This is a genomic window from Actinomycetota bacterium (assembly GCA_014360655.1).
Lineage (GTDB): Bacteria > Actinomycetota > Geothermincolia > Geothermincolales > RBG-13-55-18 > JACIXC01.
On sequence record JACIXC010000001.1, the window covers coordinates 201074 to 223580 of the forward strand.

The following is a 22507-nucleotide window of genomic DNA, read 5'->3' on the forward strand; positions in this document are numbered from 1 at the left end:
ACGGAGAACGCCGGCGCGGAGGACGCCGAGCGCCGGTGCATGCGCTAGTGGCCGACCCAGGTTTCGAACATCGAGTTCAGCCTCAGTATCTTCCCCATGACGTAGCGGACGGGCTCCGGGATGGTCGCCGCCATGAGCGGGGTGAGCTTGACCACGAACGGCTCCATGACCGTGGTCTTGTTCTTGAGGTACCCCTGGTAGATCTTGTCAGCCATCCTCTCGGGCTCCATGATGGGGGAAAAGACGGGTGCCTTGCAGCCTTCGAACATGCCGGTTCCCACTATGGAGGGACAGATGGTGGTGAACTTGACGCCGCTTTTCCCCCTTTCCTTGAACTCCCACCTGAGGGTGTCCATCCAGTGGCGCACCGCGGCCTTGCTCGCCGCGTAGGCGGACGCGCCGGGGGTCGGGGTTATGGCGGCGGCCGAGGCGAGGGCTACCACGTGGCCGTCGTTCCGCGCCGCCATGTCGGGAAGGAACGCCTTGCACGTCCACATCTGGGCCATGAAGTTGACGTTGATCGTGTTGAAGTTGTCGTCGTCGTCGGTGTCGAGAAAGTGGCCCGCCCTCACTATGCCGGCGTTGTTCATGAGCACGTCGACCGGGCCCACCTCGGCCTTGACCTTCTCGGCCGCCGCGTATACCGCCTCGCGGTCCGAGACGTCGACTAGGTAGGTGGTGACGTCGTAACCCTTGCCCTTGAACTCGGCCTCCGTCTTCTCAAGCGCCTCCCCGTTCACGTCCCAGATGACCACCCTGGCCCCGTCGCGTGCGAAACGCTCCGCGACCAGCTTGCCCATGCCCATCGCGCCGCCCGTCACCAGGAACACCTTGCCCTTGACGTTCTTTTCCACGGTCACCCCTCCTTACTCGCGCACTTCCCTCCCGCGACTCGCGGACCTCCCTCCCGGAACCCGCGCACTTCCCTCCCGCGGCTAGCACGCTTTCCTTCCTTAAACGATAAGACCACTTCTCCGCGCTCCGCCGTCCCGCGCGCACGCGGCCGCCGTACGGAATGCGGTACCCTTTGCTGCCCTTATTCTCCCTTTCCTCGATCCCCCTCTCCCTTTTCCCCTTTCACCGATCACCACTAAGGATCATTGACATCGGGCGACACCAGTCTCATGTATCCCTTTCTGATCACCCGGGCCATGCGCTTCCTTCTCTCCTCCAGAAACTCCCTGTATTCCATCTCGTACCATCTCTCCGGGAGGGCATGCAATTCGTACATCTGTGCCAATTCGCCCGGCTGGAAGCGATTTTCCATAACCTGCACATAATCCTTCGGTGGTTTATTCGATATGTCAATATTGTCGCTCCACTCAACGAGGTCAAAGTTGGCCACCTGGTTGACCAGCCTTCTGTCGTCGATCCCAATGGCCTTCAGGTATCCTCGTGGGAAAAGATGATGTCGCTCCAACGCCGCCTTGCTGGACATCACCGTGGGGTCGAGCAGCTCCTCGACCTTCATGTTCGAATAGAGTACTTTCGCATTTAGAATGCACAAGGCTGCGTAGAACGCGAACTGTCCCGTGTTCAGAGCCGCCGCCGTCTCCAGCTGGTTTGGCAACGTGACTTCCCAGAAGTCATTGGTCAAGACCACGTCTATCTGCCTGTTCAAGGCCTCTATGAACTCTTCCGGCGTGTTCATCTCCCTGAGTATGGCCATGTCCTGCTCCATGCGGGCTTCGGGAGAATCGGTATAGCGCCCGGTGAGCGCGGCCATGAAAAACCAGCGGGCCATCAACTTCCGCAGCTCGTAGTTGTCGACCCTGAAGTCACGCTTCCCGATGAGCCATAGAGCGTAGGTGTAAAGAAGGGTGTTCTGTGAAGATATTATCCTGTCGCTGGGATAGCCCGCGCTCCTTATGACTTTGAAAAAATCATGCCAGTTGTGAAGGCCAAGCGCATATTCCTGGGCTCTGCGGAGAAGCTCGAACTGCCTCTCGCGCTGTTCGACCGAAAACTGCTTGGTCTGCAGGTCCTTCCCGCGCAGCAGGGAATAGACGTATTCCAGGCGCGCGCGCCTGAACCCCAGGGCCACGCTCACCCGCAGGAGCTGATCCGGGTTGGGGCGGAGATAATGGTTAAAAGGCGTGGGGCGGCTGTCCTGCGGGGGTTTCTTGGCCAGACGGCAGAACTCCTCTAATTCGGCCCTTCCATCGTCCCAGAAAACGGACATCAGGGTCAGGATGAAATCCGCCTGGTTCAGGGGGGTGCCCTTGCTGTTTATCCTGACGAAAATCTCCGCCACCTGGTCCTCGTCGACCGAGGACGAGACCTCCAGGGCGGTCAGCGGATAATCCAACAGTTTTTCGAGACGGCCTATGCGTTCGGCGATCATTGCTTCCTCATCCCCTTGCACGCTACGGCGCTCTTTCACTCTTTCGAGAAAGGAGGAGATGAAGCTGTAGGTGCTGGTTGTCGGCTTCCATAATTCGCTTATATCGGATATCCAATTTACATCCTTTTCAATGGCCGGGTTGGTAACCTCGAATTTTTCCTCCAGCGGGTTAAAGGCGATGCGTAGCCCGTAGGACCGAAAGTCCTTGCCGATGACTTTGGCTCCCTTGATCACCGCATACAGGGAGGTAAGCCTCTGTTGGCCGTCCACTATGAGCAGCCTTGGCACCTTCTGTTTGCCGTTTAAACCAATGGTTCTGTGCTCGCCGTTATAACCGTTTTCCCAGAAAAGGAAGTAGCCGATAGGGAAACCTCTGTACATGGAGTCGAAGAGGTCGCGCACCTTGCTGGCCGGCCACACGAAAGGCCGTTGGATATCCGGTAACCCTATCTCGCCTATCTCGATGTCCTCCACGAGTTTGCGCAGCGAGTAATCGACCTTTTTGAAGATCACGTCTGCCATGTGCGCCTCCCGAGTATCAACCTCCGTATTTACCTATTGTAAATATCATCTTTATTGTAATTATCATCTTCGCTTCATCAGCGCCATCGCCTGCTTCTCGCCTTCCTCAGTGAGTTCCCAGGTTCCGCGTGGTGAATCCGAGCGGAGCAAGCCATCCCTCACCATGGTGTTGCGGCACCACTGGGCCGTGTTCCGCCAGCGCTTGCTCTGGGGTTCGGACGGCAAGGGCTGTAGGTCGTACTTGTTCAGACTTGTTTTAACTTTTTTATATACCCTATCCAATACCTTGGACATGGGTGCCGACCCTCCTAACTCAAGGAGCACTATAAGGATGGGCTCACGGAAGAAATCCTCGGGCGTTCTCATTCCTCTTTTTAACCTCTCCTTCACAACTCTCTTCGGCTTTGAAGAGGGCCCGAAAAGATGTTTCCACTCCTTCTGGAGGCTCGACACCTTTTCCCGGAATGAAGACATTTGTGAACCCTTGTCCACTAAGTCTTTGGCCAGGCCGTAATCGCCCTTCTCGAAGGCCTCCGCCCCCATCCTGTTCAGCGAGTTAACCGTCCCCTCGATCTCCTCGAGCAGGACCTCAAAGGCCAGGATCACGTCGTTTCCCAGTTTTCGGCATTTGCATCAACCTCCTCGGTGCACCCCGCTCGGCGCAATGCCTTATAACCGCTAAACACCTGTTCTCGATCGTCTCGGTATGTTTAGAGGCCACTCTCCAAATTCTTCTACCAATTCCGCCCGGGTCGCTTTGCTCAAGTTAAGTACCCTCGGAAAAAGCTCAGATGATATTTCAAGGTTCAACTCACCTGCTATTGATGCCAAGTCGGCCTTCCTTAGGGCGGCAACTCTCTTTCTGTTATTTAACAAACTGCATAAGTCGTTCATACGATGGTCAGCAGTAATCACACAAAACCTTTCATGACCAAGCATATGGCTGAGTTCTATGCCCATTGCAAGGATGAGAACGTCCATCGTTTGCAAGGGTACGATACGGCTTCTTCCTCGATAAATCTGATAGTAATGGTCCAGGGGTGATATGAGGTCAGCGTATAAGACGTGATATCTATTTAATTCTATCTGATGATACAGCTTGCCATTATGTATATGATCTCTGAATTTATTTCTTATTCTTTTATATCTTCTCTGGTCCATGCCACCCGGCAAATTTTTCTTCACATGTTCGTTCCATTTACCGTAGCAGTACTTTGAAAAAGTATTAAAAACTTCTGCGACGACAATGTTAGGGACAATGAGCATCCAGTCAGAAGCTCCCCCTTTTCTCACATAATCTATTATATCTCTCACTCTTTCAGCTGCCTTCTTGCTACGCGATGATTCCGGAAGATAGTATGCAACTACTATGCTCGAGTCTAGTAAATAATACTTCTCGGGTTTACTATGGCTTTTCATGGTTGCCCCCTGAAATCATTTCCTCCCAGGCCTTAAGGATGGGGTGGCAGGTGCGGTAGTGGCCATATTGCTTGGTTTCCTTTTCCTTGAGGACGCGGAAGGTTTCGCCGGGGAAGGTGGAGGCCTCGCAGCCGCGGCGGTATGCTTCCTAGTCCAGAGATCATCCACCTCCTTGTACATAATGCGCGATTATCGAGACCTGACCTCGAAAGTGCTGATTATATTATTTCATATTTTACTATATGGGCTTAGAACCACTGCCCTGTTATATTGCCAGTTGTTGGATCAATAAGAAAGTAGCGATCTCTTATGTCTGCAAGTTCACCGTCTTCAATTAACAGAGATACTTGCCATTCATCATTATCAAAGGTTTCCACAAGAAATATATAGTCAGGAACAGGATACTTTGTGGTATTCGCTTTCGTTTGAGACACCTCTTTGCCTAGCATTTTGGCAACTTCGTCCCTATCGCCAAGTACAAAGTCGTTCATTTCGAGAACTAAAACAGATATGGCACCCTTTTCCTTTTCAGATGCTAATTTGGGGCATTTTTCCTCTAATGCAACTTTCAACCTTTTTCTACTCTTTGCATCAATACTTTCCGGCATAAATCTTGCGAATAGTACTTTTTGTATTTCATATGGTCTATATCGTATCGTTACCTTGAAAGGAATTCTGTCGGGATAGTCACATATTGTGCCACCTCGGGTCCTTGAGGTATTTTCCTCGCTCAATTCCTTCGCTTTTTGTATAATCCACACACGAAGGGATTCCCTGTAGGGTTCAAGTTCTGGCTTTCTTTTTTTCTCAATATCATCAGGATGAAATATTATCGTAAAGCGTCCTGGAGGCATTTCCGGTTTCAACTGCTCCAGTAGGGGTGACGTAAGCTTCTCAAACTGTTTATCATTTTTGATCTGACAAGAATAATTCTCAAGTATCGTATGCTCTAACGCTATTCGCTCTTTACCGCATCTGAATATGCAATCAACGGCTTTTTTATTACGCTCAATCATGTCTGGCCTACCTTCCAGTATGTATTCCTTATTTCGTATGCACCCCAGCACTTTGGTTACTGCCTTACACACATCTTCTTCATGTTTTCTTCGAGCCGGCTTAAAGTGATTGGCATCATTGGTGTGGGGTGACTGATTGGCAATCATGTCAGGAAACCCACCTTATCTTTAAAATAGGCCCGCCAGGCTTGAATGATGGGGTGGCGGGTGCGGTAGAAGCCGTGTTGCCTGATTTCCTTTTCCTCGAGGACGCGGAAGGTCTCGCCCGGGAAGGTAGAGGCCTCGCAGCAGCGGCGGTAGGCTTCCTCGTCCAGGGGGTTCCCCACTTCCTCGTATAGGAGGTATAAGAGGTGCTGGTTCTTCGTTTTTCTGGTGATCGAAAGGATATCGACGCTGGTGAATCTCCTGATTGGAACCGAAGATCAAAGGAACAGCACCATATCATATTTCCCATACTTAGCACCATATCTTACGTTGCTGTTTGCTCGAAGAGTCTTTGAAGAGCCCTTTCATCGCCAAACATCTTAAGAAAAAGATTTATATTTGTTTCTTGATGAATGAGCACTTCCCCATCATCCCTCAACAATAAGATATGGAATTCGTCATCTTCATCCTCCTCTGTAACAATACCAATGACGTAACAATACAAGAATGGGCAATTACCTAGCTTTGCCCATTCAGGTCCAAGCTTTATTTCATAGCTCTTCAGTAACCTTATCCTTTCGAGTTGGTTTTCCGTAAAAATACTGGGAGCGGACATCGTAAAAGCCACATTGGATGGAAATAATAATGTACCAGCTGTTCGTTCTTTCCACCTCTTTTTTAATTCATTAAATTTCTCTGCAAGATAAGCTATCCCGGAAATTCCGCCAACGAGAGTAAAGGGCAGAGAGATGTAGAATAGTAATGCTTCTACGTTCGCTCCCGTTCCTATATCAGTATGCTCCAAGCGATATTCGCCGTCGTCTGTGAATATCGCTCTGATGTCACCCATCACTGGAAGATCCTCTGTTGGAACATCATACTCATAGTAGATGTCACATAAATCCCCCAATACTGTGCCAATGCAAGCAATAACTAGGTCATTCATAGTAATAACCCTCGCAAATCCACTCATATATTAATAATTGTCTTGCTCTCTATACAACCTCTCCCAGGCTGTTAGGATGAGGTGGCGGGTGCGGTAGTGGCCGTATTGCTTGATCTCCTTTTCCTTGAGGACGCGGAAGGTTTCGCCGGGGAAGGTGGAAGATTCGCAGCGATGGCGGTAGGCTTCCTCGTCCAGAGGGTCATCAACCTCCTCGTAGTCGTCGAGGATGTTTTCCAACTCCTTTTCAGTAAGGTCGGCGGGGTCGAGGATATATCGGAGCTGTTTGCGGTTGAGGCCGTAGAGCCTGGCATAGATGGCATCGAGCTCGGCGCGGAGGTGGGCGCGGCGTTCCTCGTCCCACTTGAAGGGCGGGAGGGGGATGCCGTCCTCAGCTATCTCGGCCCACTCAGGAGGATCCCAAGAATGGCCGCCTGTTGCTTTCTTGTTCTCATCCCACTGAGCTTTGATGGCCTGGCGAAGTTTTTCATCCGTTTCTCTCCAAAGATCATCAGCGAATGCCTTAATATCCCAGGATGTATAAATGAGCTCTATGCCGTTGCAAACAACCTTGCTCTCCATTCCGTCCATGCTCTGTGTTGGCCCAATTACTGGAAATTGACGTATGAGATTGTAGGTCATGTTAATTCCACCGATCTTTTGCCGAGTTACATAATCAAATGAAATAGAGCAGACATTTGCAATGAAAAGAAGCGCCTTCCACATAGGCTCAATACTAATTTCGAGTAGCGGCATTGAGTGGCCAACACCTGCCCTTGGTATAATGCAAAACATAGCAGTTCTTTCATTCATGGAATCCGTAACATTCCTAAACCCTATTAGCCACTTCCTTTTTTCGTTGCCTAGCCTCCTGTCTATTTCCTTGATAGGAACGTAATACCAAGGATACGTAATATATTCTGGGTCACTGTGCTTTGCCCAGCTCACGCCTGGTAATGTCTTTTTTCGAATATCGAGCCCCTCATAGGAGCCGAAGCGGTGATCATAAAACCAAACCATCTTAGCTTCAATGAGCGGCAACCAAGTATCATTATCCCTGTTAAATGTGTTGCCAAATAGCTTTAAGCCAGCTTCCTCGAGCTCGCGGCGGGTGCGGAAGAGGTGGGAGTCGTTGGACATATGGAACATGGTCATGAACTTCACACCCCAAGGATTCTCGCCCGTTTCTTCGTTCACCAGCACCGGCACCCTCTCATAGATGTACCTGGTGAGCTCGGCGTCCTGTCGGGTGCGGAAGACGGGGCACATATGGGTATTCGGATTCAACAGGGTAAAGTCCTCAGCTGAGAGCTCAAACACTAACCTGTCGTCCTTAAGCTGCTCGGTATGAGTAAGAAGAAAGGCAAATGTAGCTTGTCCACTATGACCTACTTTTTCGCCTACCATGGTAAGCAAACATAACTTGGTATCAGGGGCAACAGACGGGAAAAGACCTTTATGGTTTCTAAAATCAAAGAGTGTAGCCAATCTTTTCTTGTCTATCAGATTAATAAACAGCTGTTTATTGATTTCATCCGTTACAATGCCCGTGGGCACCACCACGCCCGCCCTGCCGTGGGCGCTTATCAACGCGCTGAAGAGCTCGGAGAACACGGAGTAGGTGTTGATGTCCCCCCGGGCGGAAAGGGGGAAGCGCCCCGAGCCGCGCAGGAACTTGCTCTGGGCCTCGGCATAATGAAGGGCTCGCTGGTACTCCCCCCATAGAGCAGGGTCGCTTTCGGGAAGCCGCTTGATGAGCCGGCCGCGGGCTGCTTTGTTGGGGGCGCCGGCTATCTCTGGATCCCGGGTGGCGAAGAACTCCTGCTCCTGCAGTTTAATGCGCTCCCACGGCGGATTGCACAGCACCACGTCGAAACCGCCCGCCTCGAAGACATCGGGGAACTCCAGAGGCCAGTGGAAGAAGCGGAAGCGTTGCGCCATCTCCCAGGCGTGTCCTACGTAGCGCCCGTCGACACTCCCGGTCTCGAGATAGGTGCGCAGGATTTCCGTGGTGGGGACGGCTTTCTCCCGGTAGCTATCCTTATTCAAGTTCGCGAAGAAGGCGGCCGTCCAGAGGTGGCAGGCGGTGTTGTCGCGCCACCAGCGACCTCCCTCGCCCCGTAGCCTCTCGTAGGCCTCCTGTTTCCTTTTCACCTGCTCCGGGGTGTCGTCGGGGATCTCCGATAGCCTGCGGTAGGCTTCCGACAGCTCCGGGAAGTCGCTCACGGCCTCGAACTCCATGGAGAGCCAGCCTGCTCTCTCGGTCCTTTCCGCCTTGTTGTCCTTTTTTATCGATTTTGCGAGGGTCTTGTCGTCTCCAGATACAGGGTTGAATGCATCGTCCGGTATGCCTTCTTCCAGTACCTTGAGGTCGAACACTCCCACCAGGGAATCGCCACAGCGGATGCGGTGGTCGAGGAAAGTGAGGGGCTTCCCCCCGGCATGGCCCTCTATCCACAGGGCCACCTTGCAGAGGTCCACGGCCAGGGGGTTCTTATCCACCCCGTAGATGCAGTGGCCGATGACGTCGCGCACGGCGGAACGCACTTCCTCAGGGGCGGGCTCGTCGTCGCCGGTGCGCACGCGGGCGAGCTCCTTGCCCAGGCGGCGGGCGGCGGCCAGCAGGAAGTGGCCGCTGCCGCAGGCGGGGTCGCATACCTTGATGCCCAGGATGGCCCGCTCCTTCTGCTCTCTCCCCCTGGCCTTCCCGAGACGCTCAGCGAGGACCGGCTCCAGCGCGCTCTTTATGAGCTCGTTCACGAGCTGGGGCGGGGTGTAGTAGGAACCGGTGGTCTTGCGCTCCGTCCCGTAAACCAGGCGGAACACGGGCCTCCCCTCCTGCTCCACGAAGACGGGGTGGTAATCGAGCAGGCTCTCGTAGACGCTCCCCAGCTCCTCCACGTCCAGGGCGGAGTAGTTCACACGCCGGCGCGGGGAACGGGGGTCCTCGGCATAGGTGGAGAGCTCGCGCAGGGCGGCGAGGAGGTCCCGGTTGTAGAGGTGGCAGCGGTCTATCTCGGTTGCCGTGAAGAGCTCGCCGTTGAGCGGCGGGACAGAGAGAAGCGCCCCCAACTCCTCGCGGCGGAAGAGCTCGAAGGTGGCCTGCAGTGATATCCAGAGGTCCTTATGGTCCTCGTCCGGCAAGCGTATATCCGCCAGGCGGCGCAGGCGCTCCATGCTGTAATGCTCAAGGTAGACGGGAGAAGGCGAGATGAGTCCTCTCTCCTCCGCCACCATGAGGAAGAGCAGGCGGTAGACCAGCCGCAGCAGGTCCTTGTAGAAGGCCTCCGGCTTTATCTCCCCGCTTTTCACGCCTTCGCGCAAGCCGTGGTTGTCGGTGTGGGAGAGCAGGCCGTCGCCGAAGGCGGCGAGCGCCGCCTCCACGCCGTCGCGCAACCGCTCGCGCACCCTGCCCCCCTGCTCCACGCTGGTGGCGTAGTATTGCTCCAGAAAGCAGGTGGAAGCATCTTCCATGCCCGAGGGGAACCGGGTGCGGTGGACCAGGCGCCACAAGAGGGCGAAGTCGGCAAGCCTTTCCCCCTCGAGCATGGCCTCCAGGTCGAACTCGACGTAGGCCTGGCGGGAGAGGAGCTGGCAGTCGCGCAGGACACGCAGGATACGCCCGTTGGTGACCACGCCCCAGAGGTGCTCGGTGCGGTTCAAGTACTCCTGCAGGAGCACGTGGGGGGCGAGGCGGGGGCGGCCGGAAGGCGGGAGCTTGCCCAGCTCCTGACGCCACCCCACCACGTGCACGGGGGGAGCGTCTTCACCGGGGCCCGCACCATGGCTAACGGCGAAGGTGAGCCCGTCCACCACCTGTGCCCTGGGACGGTAGGCGAGCTCGTAGCCGAGGAGGTTCATAAGGGGGATGACCCACCCGTCTCTTGTCACGCTAGTGCCGGGATCCTCTTCCGGCAGTTGTTCCAGGCGAGCTCGGAAGGCCTCCCAGTAGCGGCGGGCGGCGGCCCAGGCGTCCGCCACCGCGTCCAGGAAATGAGCCTTGGCGGGAAGGCCGAAGTCCGCCGGCTTCTGCCCCGGCGCCTCGCCGTCGGCGAGGCGCTCGATGAGGTCGAAGGATATGAGCCCTCCCTCCACCCGCAGGCTGGGAAAACGGCTCATCGCCTCACCCCCTTGGGCACCGGGAGGAGCACGAGCAAGCCCAGCAGGTCGGGGGGGAGGTGACGGGTGACCGCCACGCCCCGGCGGACGACGCGCGCCGCCTGCCGCACCCGCTTGTGGGAGGCCTGCAGGGCGCGGGCCCGCTCCTCGAGTATCCCCTTTATCTCGCCCCTGAGGCTCGCGTACCACGCCAGGGACCTTTCCAGCGCCTCCGACCTCTCCTCGGGGGAGATGTTCTCCTCGGGCGCGGCGTTCCGCAAGAGGTCGAGGGCCGCCTCCCGGGATAGCCAGGTCACCCCATCCTGCGGCGTTCCGGTGAAGGCTAGGGGCAGCACCTCCTCCGCCAGCAGGTCCGGGGCATCGGGGACGGTCAGGGTGTAGCGGCAGCGCAGCAGGAGAAGGGTGGTGCGCCTCTCCACCCGGCTCGTGCGCATGGCACCGCAGCGGGCGGCGATGGAGCCCTCCTTCCCGGCCAGGGCCTCTTCGAGGAGGCCTCGCGCCAGGGCGGTCACGAAAGGATGGTTGCGTCCGATATAGATGGAGCCCTCGGGGGCGGGGGACTCGAAGGAGAGGCGGCGCCCACCCTTCCGTGCCAGGGCCTCGCACACCGGCGCGGGGAAAAGGTCGAGGGAGGCAAGCTCATAGGTCCCGTCCCTCTTGCGCTTGCAGTTCACGCCCAGGCGCCGGCAGGCCTCGAGCACGAAGTCCCGCACCGCATCCGGGTCGCCCAGGACGGAGTCGGTCTCCTCCAGCTCGCGCTCCACCTCGTCCGGCTTGATGGCCCGCTGGGCGAAGCGGGTGCGGCTCTCCTTCTCGCGCTCCGCCGCGCGGTCCCAGATGCGCCCTATCTCCAGCGCGTCGGGTGCGTCGAAGAGCTGCATCTGGGAGGCGTCCCGGCCCCGGAAGAAGAGGGACTGGAGCACCGCCTCCATCACCGTCTCGCTGCTCACCGGCACGGGCACTGATATCCCCAGGGTCTTGTGGATGCTACGGGCCTTGCGCAGGAGCACGTCAAGCACCGCCCCGTCCACCGGGTTGTCCCTGCCGTATAGGAGGATGGCCTTGACCACGGTGGCGGTCTGGCCGAAGCGGTCCACCCTCCCCTCCCGCTGCTCCAGGCGGTTGGGGTTCCAGGGGAGGTCGTAGTGGATGACGGCATTGAAATGCTCCTGCAGGTTGATGCCCTCGCTCAGGCAGTCGGTGGCCACGAGGACCCGGCAGGGGTAATTGGCAAGTTCTTCCACCTTGAGCTTGCGCTCCTCGTCGGAAAGGGCCCCGGTGACGGAGACCACGCGCAGGTCGGGGAAGCGGCGGGAGAGGCGGCGCCCGAGTTCCGACGCCACGTAGTCCGAGGTCGCTATGTAGCGGCACCAGACGATGGGGGAGAAGCCCTCCTCCAGCAGCCCTTCCACCAGGGACGCGCACTTCTCCGCCTTACGGTCGTCATCGCCCTTCAGGGACTCGGCCTGCCGGGCGAAGGCGCGCAGTTTCCTGGCTTCCGCATCGGGGAGTTCCTCAGCTCCCTCCTCGATGATCTGGGAAGGCTGGAGGTCGGTGGGTTCCCGTTCGTCGGTTTCGTAAATGGAGGGAATGATGTCGTCGTCGATGGCGCCCTCATTGTCGATTGCGCTCTCCTCTTCACCGCCCAACCCCTTGAGTCGCTTGGCGATGGCGGCGGAAGCCGCGGCGGGGCTGGACATGACACAGCGCAGCAGGGCCAGGGCGGTCCAGTAGCGGATGCGCCTCTTCCAGCCGGTGAGGGTCTCGCCGGAGGCCACCAGCTCGCGGCTGAACTCGTACACGCCGTCGAAGAGCCTGCGGTAGGTGGGCGAGAGATCATAATGGGCCTCCGAGGCCTCGCGCTCGGGGAAGGGGGTTTTCTCCCCCAACCAGTCCACCACGTCGGCGCGGCGGCGTTGCACGAAATGGCGTGCCAGCCGGTCGCGCTCCTTTTCGGTAAGGTTGCGCAGGTCGAGTCGCTCGAAATCGCCGTCGAGCAGGGCCAGCAGGGAGAGGAAGCCCTCCTCCACCCCGCTGTGGGGGGTGGCGGTGAGGAGGATGAGGTGGCGGTCCCTGTCCGATGCCAGGTCGCACAGGAGCGCGTGTCGCTGCTGCTGGGCGGCGGTGCGGCTCGAGGGGCGCGCGGCCCCGTGGGCCTCGTCCACGATGACCAGCTCGGCACAGTTGGCGAGGAAATTCTGGCGGTGTCGCTCTCCCTTGGCGTAATCGATGCTCACCACGGTGTGGGGGAAGTAGCCGAAGATGCTGTGGTCGCCGGGGGGAAGACGGCGCTCAAGTGAGCTCACCGTGCCCGAGTTGATGACCACGGCGTCGAGGTGGAACTTCTCGGAGAGCTCATTTCGCCACTGCTCACAGAGGTAGGGCGGGCAGAGCACGCAGACGCGCCTTATCTCCCCCCGGTCGAGCAACTCGCGGGCTATGACTGCCGCCTCGATGGTCTTGCCCACCCCCACGTCGTCGGCGATGAGCAACCGCACGGGATTCAGGCGCAGGGCCATGAGCATGGGCACGAACTGGTAGGGGCGCGGTCTCACCGAGACGCGCCCCAGGGAACGGAAGGGCCCGGCGCCGTCGCGCAGGATGAGGCGGGCTGCGTCGAATAGGAGCCCGACCGAGGTGGCGTCACCGGCCTCCTCCGGCTCGGGGAGGGGGAAATCGGCCGAGGTGATGACGTCTATGCCATATTTTCCCAGATGCAAGGACACGCCGCAGACCTCTTCCTCCCCTCCCGCCAGGGGGCGCAGCATGACCACGTCCTCCTGGTAGGAGGGCATGACCACCCAGTCACGCTCCCGGCAGCGCACGATGGAGCCTACGCCGAATGCGCCGTTGCTCATGTCTTTGCCTCCCCGAATACGTCAGGATATGCGGCGACCTGCTCCTCCAGGTCCCTGTCGTAGCGGATGGCTATGACGCGATAGCCGAGGTCCTCGAGCTCGCGTCGTATCCTTTCATCTTTCTCCCTCTGTGCGGGCTCGTCGTGCACCGAGCCATCACAATAAACGCAGACGTATTTCTCATAATAGAAGTCGGGTATAGTGCCCGGGTGGTCGGCCATGGGGCGCTGGGCGTCGTCGGGCAGTCTACGCCGCGTGTTGTAGATGTGGTCGAGGAACTTCCTCTCCAGCTCGGAGCGGGAGTCGGTCAGAGCACGCAGCCACTGGTAATGGGTCTCGTAGTCCCTTCCCTTGACCAGGGGATGGGTCTCGCAGCGCCGCAGCTCCCCCAGCAGATCCCTAACCAGGGCGCGGTTTAGCATGGGGTAGTCGCGCTGGTTGGAGTAGGAGAGGAGGCAGTCGTAGCAGGCGCGCACGCAATCGGGATTCCGGTCCTCCAGGGTCTCCGGGTGGTAGTGGCACACGGCCAGGGCCCCCGCGGCCACCCGGGCAAAGGCGTCTCTCTCCTCCGCCAGGCGGCGCAGGATGCCGTAGCCGCCCTCGCTGGCCTCGTAGAAGAGGATGCCGCGGTGGTCACCGCTGCCGATGCGCTCGGAGGCGAGCTCCGAAGCCTCTATCTGGTAGGTCTGCTCGATGCCCCTGCGTAAGGCGTGTTCCAGCGTGGCCAGCACCTCCTCGGGCCAGTCCATTTCCTCCCGGCCTGGGTAGAGGAGCATGACGTTCATGGTGTCGCGCACGAAAAGTCGTACCTGGTCGACGTTTACCGTGGGGGTTCTTTCCGAGCCTTCCCTGTTGCGGGGCACGAACTCCCCGGTATCGAAGTCCAAGAGATAGCCGTCCTCCTTGCTCGCCCTCCAGCGGTGGTTGACGCGGTAGACGGTGGCGGAGGGCGCATAGACGAGCTTGAGGACGGCGTTCCCGCCCGCGTCGTTCACGGTGGCGGGGATGCGCCCCGCGCTCGTCCCCCATACCGGGGCGAACGCGAAGTGGGTGGTGATGTGGTAGCCGAGACGCCGCCTCTCTTCCTCCTCGCTGGTGATACGCTCGCGCCGCCGCGTGTAGACGTTGGTGGCCTCGAGCAGGGACGCGTAGGTGTAGTCGTCGCCCGCGAGCTTGCTCTCGCAGTGGTGGCATATCTCCACGCTCTCATCGTCGTGCAGATAGCCGCAGACGTTGCACAGCTTGACCCTGAGGCGCCTCCTGTCCAGATCGCTCAAGACCGTCCTGAGCCCGCACACCTGGTATTTCGCCCCCTCATGGTAGATGAGGTTCTCGGGGGCGAACTCCGAGATGGCCAGGAAGCGCGGCCTGTTAACATAATCGCCCTTCTTTTGCCGGGGCAGGAAGGCGCTCAGGGGCAGACGCGGGAAGTTGTATCCGGGGAGGAAACCCTCGCTGGCAAGGTAGCGATAGGGGTAGAAGTCCGATTCCTGGAAGGAAGCGGTCTCGTTGCGGAGGAGAGAGATCTGGCGCTCCGCCTCGGTGCGGCTTCTCTCGGCCCTGGCCACATCATCCCTGCTGCCGCTGCGGAAGCGCAGCAACTCGCTCGCCTCGACGTACTGCCTGTCCGCGGCCTGGTAGAGCTCCCGGAAACGGTTGAAGGCGGCGTCGAACTCCTCGGGAGCTCGCCGCAACGTCCTCTCGATCCATTCCTCTGAATACCAGGCGGCCTTTTCGATATCCGGCGCGCAGGAGTCCAGTATGCGTCTTGCCTCCTCCACGCATTCCCTGAAGTCCTTGTCCGACAGCTCGATCTTGTTCCTCACGTCCTCGTTGAGCGGATAGCCCTCCTGGCGCAGGTCGAGAATGTTGGCGATGGACCTCAGGGGCGAGCCGTCGGTCGAGGGCTTTCCCAGCGAGAGACCGGTCTTGGCCAGCCAGACGGAGTGCAGGTGCGCGGTCGCCAGCTCCTCGCTGGTGAGGTCGATGCGCGGTGGCTGTACGGCGCCGGAGACCATCTCCCGCCGGTGGCGGAAGAAATACTGGTCATGCCCGCTGCCCGCGAGGCAATAGACGAGCACCAGGGCTGGGTCTCCCTTGCGGCCGGCGCGGCCGCTGCGCTGCGCGTAATTGGCAGGGGTGGGCGGGACGTTGCGCATGTGCACCAGCTGCAGGTCGGCGATGTCTATGCCCAGCTCCATGGTGGGAGAGCAGAAGAGGCACTTGAGCTCGCCGTCACGGAAGCGCCTTTCTCTTTCCTCGCGGCGCTCGTAGTCGATCTGGGCGGTGTGCTCGCGCCCCTCCGCCTCGCGCAGGAGCGCCGAGGAGCGCATGTAGAACTCCCTGAAGTACCGGTTGGCCTCCTTCTCGGCCCTCAGGTAGATGGGGTCCTCGGAGCGCCTCTGGTAGATGGGCTCGCTGACCGGCGTGCCGTCCCCCTTCTTCCACACCAGGGCCGCCGACTCCAGCTGCACGAAGGAAACGCCCTTTTCGGAATCGCGCCGCAGCAGGCCACGGGCGCAGAGGATATCCACCAGCTTTTCCATGTTCTCCGCGTATTCCGCCTCGAAGGAGGGCAGCACGCGCTTGAGGTAGCGGTGCAGGAGGCTGCGTTCGGACAGGCTGAAGCTGTTTTTCAGCTTGTTCTCCTGGCCGGGGAGGAGGAAGCGGGAGGCCGGGCGCAGCCTCTCCTGCTCCTCGAAGCCCCAGCGTGCATCGACGCGCTCCGCTACGCGCTTTTTCAGAAGTGCCTGGTTGGTCTCCTGCAGGCAGGACGCGTGGATGGCGAGCTGGCGGCGGAACTGATCGAGGAAGGCCTTGAGCACATCCAGCCTTTTTTCGGGGGAGGCGTCGGCGAAGGGCTTGAGCTCACGCCAGGCCTCCTCGTCCGCACAGAGCTCGGCCAGTCCGAGGTAGTCCACGGCGAGCAGCCCACACTGCTCCAGGTTGGGCTGGACCACCCGCCAGCCGCGGCGCAGATCCTCATAGATGCGGTACTCGATGAGGTCGGTGAAGGCCCTCAGCACCTCCACGCCGAGGGGGCTTTCGGGAAGCAGCTCCTTGTTGGCGGAGAAATCCTTGAAATCGAGGCCCAGGCTCTCCACCACCTTGCGCGCGATCTCGTCATAGCGCAGCTCCTCCGCCTTTTCCACCGCCGCGTATATGGCGGCGCGCAGGAGGGAGACCTGCACGAAGTCGTTGAAGTGCCCGGCCTGCAGGCTCGCGTCCTGGCGGTTGTCGGTAAAGGAGAGGAGCTTGCGGGCGGAAGCCTCTATATCGCCCAGGGGAGCGTTCTCCAGGGCGGAGAGGGCGAGCACAGTGGTGGCGGTAGAGCGGCCCTCGCTGGAGAGCCCGGTGAGCTTGCGGAACTCGCTCTCCTTACCGTAGAAGACGCCGCAGTTGAGGCAGAGGCGGAAGGGCTGGGGTTGGAACCATGCCTTTACGGCGCCCTCGGCGGGACTCTCGGAATAACTGCCGTCTGGGTAAACCCAGGCCGGCCAGGGAACACAGTCCTTATAGGCGTTTTTCACCCTGCCTTTCTCGGTGAGCCATTCCGAGGGCAGGTTCTCGGGGCCCCAGTCAACCTCGCGGTCCTCGGGAGCGAGCAGGAGGTAGCCCTTGCCCTCTAAACCCTCGTCCTCCAGCAGGCTTAGCTCGTCGCTTAAGGGGTTGAATTTCTTTTCCCCGGGATTGTGCAGCACCTCGTAGTATTCCACCCCGCAGAGGCGGCAGAACTTCAAGGGGAAGAGGGGGATGACGCCCCCCTCCCTGCTGACGAAGGGGTAGCCCTCGAGATCGAAGGAGCGCTCGGAGCGGGGCTCGAGGGAGGCGAAGACGCGGTTACCCTGGGCGATGAACTGGTGGAGCTTAAAGGATAGTAGTGGTTCGCCCTTCTCGGACTTCATCGCCGCTCCGGTGAGGAAGGCACGACTCAGCGCGTCCTTGCAGGTTTCCGTGTCCCGTCCCGTCTGTTCGGAGAGCTTCTGAGCTCCCTCATCCAGGCTTATGGGGACGCTACGGCGTAGCTTTCCCCCTTCCTCCTCCAAGCCGAAAACGTCCTCTATCCATCTAGCCAGGGGGTTTTTCAGGAACTCCTCGGCTGTCCGGGGAAGCGGAGCCTCGACGGCCTCGCGCAGCTCGCGGGGGTCTATCTCTCCTTCGCGCAGCGTGATGCCCTCCAGGGTCTCCTCGATGACCTGTTCGGTCCCGAAGGTCGAGCCGAAGATCTGGCCCGCGAAAGTGGCTACCGCCTGTCGCCTTTCCTCGGGGGAAGTGGATCCTCCCGCGATCATGGTGGCGCTGGTCCCCATGCAGATGAGGTCCCGCTTCTTGCTCCTCTCCTTCAGGCGGCGGATGAGGTAGGCCACGTCTGCCCCCTGGCGGCCCCGGTAGGTGTGGAGCTCGTCTATCACCAGGAACTTTATGGCCGTGGTGGCGCTGTCCACGAACATGCGCTCCTCTGGTCGCAACATCATCAGCTCCAGCATCACGTAGTTGGTGAGCAGGATGTGCGGGGGGTCCTTCTGAATATCCATGCGGGTGGCCATCTCCTGGCCGGTGTACTTGTTGAAGCGGACGGGGAATTCACGGCCGGTTCTTTCCCTGTAGGCGTCGGCCCACTCCTGCAGGGCGACATATTGGGAGTTGACCAAAGCGTTCATGGGGTAGACGATGATGGCCCAGACCTTGTGGGCATCGGGGCCGCCCTTCAGGACCGCGTCCACGATGGGGACGAAGTAGGTGAGGCTCTTGCCGGACCCGGTCCCGCTGGTGACCACGAATCCCCTTCCGGAGGGAGCCATCTCGATGGCCTCTTGCTGGTGCTGGAAGAGGGTGATGGAGTTGTCACCCCTGTCGCGGAAGATGTCCGCGCAGTCGGGGTGGAGCTTCCCCTCCGCCACAAGCCGCTCTATGGTTTCCGCTTTCCTGTAGGCGGGGTTGAGCTGCAGGAGCGCGGGCGGCCACAGGGCCCCTTTCTCGATGAGCTCCTCGGAGATGAAATCCCTGATGCGCTCGTCCTGGATGAGCAGGAAGCTGCTGATGTAGCGGTGATATTCGTCGATGACGGCGTCGCGCAGGTCGAAAATGCTCATGCACGCACCCCTCTATTCATAGCCATAGCCGGAAAAGCAGAACCACCAAAAACCTTCTGGTTGGTAGTCCTCGTGTTTTTAAACATTATAGCAAGCACTGCCGATATGTTGCGGGCACTGGCAGGTTTACAAATGGTACATGAGCAGGAAATCCATAGCTGACGAATCTATGGGCAGAAAGAAGACGAGTGCCGTCAAAGCATTAAGCAGCGAATCAACCTTCGGCGAAATAATCCGCGTCCATCTTCTTGATCTCATATGTAGCGACCCGGGTCACGCCTATGTTGAAATCGATCATGTATTGTGCCAGGGTTTCGCCATCGATAAGCACGACTTTGCTGCTTACGCTTGAGGCGAACTTCTTGGCTTCTTCGGAGAAATTCGAGGTGGTGATGAAGATACCTTTCTTGGACTTCCGCCCTTCCAGGGCGCCGATGAACTTCTGGATCTCGGGGCTCCCTACCGTTCCTTCCCACCTCTTTGCCTGGATATAAATGGTATCGAGGCCCAAGCAATCCTTTTTAGGTGGGTCCTGGCCCATCCGACCCTGTTGTCGAATAGGCGCTGCCTGCCGCTAGGTAGTAGGGTCTTCCTCTCCTCCTCAGTTAACCTAAATTGTTCGGCTAGCTTTTCCACTGCATCGGATAGCGAAATCTCTCTGCCACTCCCCACAATCTTCAGCAGCGGCAGAAATAAGCTCTGATAATCCGGGATGGCCATAGCGCCCTCCATGTTCACACTTTCCCTATTGCACCTACCACTCCATTTTACACGAAAATCGGAGAATATCCTTATTACGATCGGCTGGCGGAGGCATGATTGTGCGTTCTATACATTCCCAAAATCGATGGGTGAATCCAGTTCTTATCCCCGGGCACAAAGCGAGTCCTGAAACCCCGCTGCCTGGCCCCTGTGTCCGGGGATTGCGAGGCGCCGCCCCCTTAGCGGTGATCGGGGCACTTGTCGAAGAAGGACCTGTCCTTGCCCGTTTTCCTCACTATCCAGTCCACCTGGGCCTCTGGTATATACGGGGTGCCGCAGACGCTGCACCTGACCATGTTGAAATCCTTTCCCCATATGCGGCGCACGCCGTCCTTCTCCTTCAGGGAGATGGCCCCGGTGGGGCAGGCGTAGGCGCAGGCGCCGCAGCCGATGCAGACGTCCGACGGCTTGTGGTAGGGGGTGGCGGGCTTCTTGTCCGCACCGCGCTCGGTCATGGCTATGGCGTGCACGCCCACCACCTCGGCGCAGATGTTGGTGCACAACGCGCAGGCTATGCACTTGTAGCGGTTGTTCTCGCCCTCGTCCTTGCGGAAGCGCACCTCGGTAATACCCTCGGCGGCTGCCATGTCCCTTATCACCTCGGAATCCGGCACGCGCGCCAGGAGCAGCTCCAGCACGCCCCTGCGGATCCTGCGCACCAGGGGGGTGTCCGTCTTCACCTCCAGGCCCTTGCGCACCGGGTAGTTGCAGGAGGTCACCAGCCTCATCCTGCCGCCCTGGTGGGCTTCCACCAGGCAGACGCGGCAGGAGCCGCCGCTCGTCGTCACCTCGCTGTTGTAGCACAGGGAGGGGATGTAGATGCCGTTCTCGCGGGCCACTTCCAGCACGCACTGGTCCTTCACGGCCTCGAAGGTCCTCCCGTCGATGACGACGCTTACCCTTTCCATCTTTTCCCTATCTTTCATGTTACGAGATCCTCACCGCGTCGAAGGTGCAGACGTCCTTGCAGACGCCGCACTTTATGCACTTGGACGTGTCGATCACGTGGGGCTCCTTGCGCTTGCCCGTGATGCATCCCTGCGGGCAGTTCTTGGCGCAGAGGCGGCACCCGGTGCAGGCCTCCGGGTCTATGGAATAGGTGATGAGCGCCTTGCACACCCCGGCCGGGCACTTCCTGTCTTTGATGTGCGCCTCGTATTCGTCGCGGAAGTACTTGATGGTGGAGAGCACCGGGTTGGCGGCCGAGGTCCCTAGGCCGCACAGCGCTCCCCAGGTCAGCAGGTCGCACAGCTCTTCCAGCATGGCCAGGTGCTCCTCCCTGCCGCGGCCCTCGGTGATGTCGGTGAGCAGGTCGAGGATGCGCGGCAGGCCGTCCCGGCAGGGGGTGCACTTCCCGCAGGACTCCTCCACCAGGAACCCGGTGAAGTACTTGGCCACGTCCACCATGCAGGTGTCCTCGTCCATGACGATGATGCCGCCTGACCCCATCATGGAGCCGGCCTCGGTGAGGCTGTCGAAATCGATGGGCAGGTCCGCCAGGCGTTCGGGGATGCAGCCGCCGGAGGGGCCGCCTGTCTGCACCGCCTTGAACCTCTTGCCCCCCCGGACGCCTCCGCCGATGTTCTCCACCAGCTCGCGTATGGTGACGCCCATGGGCACCTCCACCAGGCCGGTGTTGTTGACCTTTCCCACCAGGGAGAAGACCTTGGTGCCCTTGGAGCCCTCCGTGCCCATGCTCGCGTACCATTCCGCGCCCTTGAGGATGATCTCCGGCACGTTGGCCCAGGTCTCGACGTTGTTGAGGACTGTGGGCTTGTCGTAGAGGCCCCTCTCCACCGAGCGGATGTACTTGGCGCGCGGCTCGCCCACCTCGCCCGCCACCGAGCGCATGAGGGCCGAGGATTCGCCGCACACGAATGCGCCGCCGCCGCGGCTGATCTTGATGTCGAAAGAAAAGCCGCTGCCCAGGATGTTCTCGCCCAGCAGGCCCTTCTCGCGCGCCGCCTCGATGGCGGCGGTGAGGTTCCGCACCGCCAAGGGGTACTCGTCGCGCACGTAGATGTAGCCCTGGCGCGAGCCCACGGCGAAGGCCCCGATGATCATGCCCTCGATGACCGCGTGCGGGTCGCCCTCCATGATGGAGCGGTCCATGAAGGCGCCCGGGTCGCCCTCGTCGCCGTTGCAAAGCACGTAGCGGACGTCGCTCTCCACCGCCGCGCAGGAGCGCCACTTGGTCCCGGCGGGGAAGCCGGCGCCGCCGCGCCCGCGCAGGCCCGAGCGTTCCACCTCGGAGATGATGTCGTCGGGCTTCATCCCCAGCGCCTTGGCCAGCCCGGCATAGCCGCCCGCCAGGATGTAGTCGTCGATATCGGTCGGGTCGATGGTGCCGATGTGCCTGAGCGCGATGCGGTGCTGGTGCTTGTAGAAGGGGATCTCGCTGTAGCGCGGGACGACCTCGTCGGTGACCTTGTCCCGGTAGACCAGCCGCTCCACGACGCGGCTGCCCTTGATGGATTCCTCCACTATCTCCGGAACGTCCTCCGGTTTCACCTTGAGGTAGAGGATATCCTGGGGCCTGAGCGCCACCAGCGGCCCGTTCTCGCAGTAGCCGTGGCAGCCCGTGGTCTTGATGCCGATGTTCACGTCCACCTGGAGCCCCTGCTCCTTTATGACGTCCATGAAGGCCTCCGCCACCAGCCTGGAGCCGTTGGCCTGGCAGCCGGTGCCGAAGCACACCAACACCGTGGGCAGGTCGGGCTTGGCCGCCGCCGCGAGCTCCCGGCGGTATGCCTCCAGTCGTTCTATGGAGTTGATGGCTCCCATATCCCTAGCCCCCGACCTGTTTCTTCACGATATCCATGATCTTGGAGGGGCGGGTCTGCCCGTGGTACACCTCGTCCACCAGGGTCACCGGCGCCATGGCGCAGGCCCCCACGCAGTTGACGCATTCCAGCGTGAACTCCCCGTCCTCCGTGGTGCCGTTGCGCTTCACCTTCAGCTCCCGCTCCAGCGCTTCCAGGATCTGGGGCGCGCCCTTGAGATGGCAGGCCGTCCCCGTGCAGACCTTGATGGTGTGCCTGCCGCGCGGGGTGAGCGAAAGGGCCTTGTAGAAGGTGCCCATGGCGTAGAGCTTGCTCTCGGGCACCCCCATGACCTCGCTCAGGCGGCGTATGCCCTCCTCGGGGACGTACTGGAACTCGCGCTGGAAATCCTGCAGGATGGCCAGGAGCGATTCCTCCGTTTTCTCGTAACGGTCTATGATGCGGTCGAACCGGGCTACGTCCTGGGCCATATCCTGGGTCGTGTCCTGAGTCATGTCCGTCATA

At 59.7% G+C, this 22507-nt stretch carries 13 protein-coding genes and 1 pseudogene; all 14 read right to left on the reverse strand.

The annotated features are described in order from the left end of the window. Positions 1-44: 44 nt before the first annotated feature. Positions 45-854 carry an SDR family NAD(P)-dependent oxidoreductase gene (locus tag H5T73_00815; protein MBC7246308.1) on the reverse strand — a complete coding sequence of 270 codons (810 nt, stop codon included), beginning with the start codon at positions 852-854 and terminating at the stop codon, positions 45-47. Between the two features lie 236 nt (positions 855-1090). After that, positions 1091-2866: a DUF262 domain-containing protein gene (locus H5T73_00820; protein ID MBC7246309.1), complete on the reverse strand. Its 1776-nt coding sequence runs from the start codon at positions 2864-2866 to the stop codon at positions 1091-1093. A 63-nt stretch (positions 2867-2929) separates the two neighbouring features. Beyond that, the gene (locus H5T73_00825) at positions 2930-3409 is read right to left on the reverse strand and encodes a winged helix-turn-helix domain-containing protein (protein ID MBC7246310.1); all 480 of its coding nucleotides are present in this window, start codon (positions 3407-3409) and stop codon (positions 2930-2932) included. 135 nt (positions 3410-3544) lie between these two features. Next, positions 3545-4285, reverse strand: coding sequence for a hypothetical protein (locus H5T73_00830; GenBank protein ID MBC7246311.1), 741 nt, complete (start codon positions 4283-4285; stop codon positions 3545-3547). A gap of 248 nt (positions 4286-4533) precedes the next feature. Continuing rightward, positions 4534-5448 (reverse strand): hypothetical protein, encoded by a 915-nt coding sequence (locus tag H5T73_00835; GenBank protein MBC7246312.1) that lies wholly within the window; start codon positions 5446-5448, stop codon positions 4534-4536. Next, positions 5445-5627 (reverse strand): hypothetical protein, encoded by a 183-nt coding sequence (locus tag H5T73_00840; protein ID MBC7246313.1) that lies wholly within the window; start codon positions 5625-5627, stop codon positions 5445-5447. Before H5T73_00840 ends, H5T73_00835 begins: the two co-directional genes overlap by 4 nt. 143 nt (positions 5628-5770) lie before the next feature. Then, positions 5771-6391 carry a hypothetical protein gene (locus tag H5T73_00845; GenBank protein MBC7246314.1) on the reverse strand — a complete coding sequence of 207 codons (621 nt, stop codon included), beginning with the start codon at positions 6389-6391 and terminating at the stop codon, positions 5771-5773. A 30-nt stretch (positions 6392-6421) separates the two neighbouring features. Further along, positions 6422-10507 (reverse strand): N-6 DNA methylase, encoded by a 4086-nt coding sequence (locus H5T73_00850; GenBank protein MBC7246315.1) that lies wholly within the window; start codon positions 10505-10507, stop codon positions 6422-6424. Beyond that, on the reverse strand, positions 10504-13365 hold the full coding sequence (locus tag H5T73_00855) for a DEAD/DEAH box helicase (protein ID MBC7246316.1): 2862 nt from the start codon (positions 13363-13365) through the stop codon (positions 10504-10506). Before H5T73_00855 ends, H5T73_00850 begins: the two co-directional genes overlap by 4 nt. Further along, positions 13362-18458: a DEAD/DEAH box helicase gene (locus H5T73_00860; protein ID MBC7246317.1), complete on the reverse strand. Its 5097-nt coding sequence runs from the start codon at positions 18456-18458 to the stop codon at positions 13362-13364. Before H5T73_00860 ends, H5T73_00855 begins: the two co-directional genes overlap by 4 nt. A 214-nt stretch (positions 18459-18672) precedes the next feature. Further along, a pseudogene (locus H5T73_00865) lies at positions 18673-19178 on the reverse strand (restriction endonuclease). Between the two features lie 221 nt (positions 19179-19399). After that, entirely contained in the window at positions 19400-20146 is a 747-nt protein-coding gene (locus tag H5T73_00870) for a (2Fe-2S)-binding protein (protein ID MBC7246318.1), read from the reverse strand. A gap of 1 nt (position 20147) precedes the next feature. Then, positions 20148-22004: an NADH-quinone oxidoreductase subunit NuoF gene (locus H5T73_00875; GenBank protein ID MBC7246319.1), complete on the reverse strand. Its 1857-nt coding sequence runs from the start codon at positions 22002-22004 to the stop codon at positions 20148-20150. 4 nt (positions 22005-22008) lie between these two features. Further along, positions 22009-22473: an NAD(P)H-dependent oxidoreductase subunit E gene (locus tag H5T73_00880; protein ID MBC7246320.1), complete on the reverse strand. Its 465-nt coding sequence runs from the start codon at positions 22471-22473 to the stop codon at positions 22009-22011. Positions 22474-22507: the final 34 nt, after the last annotated feature.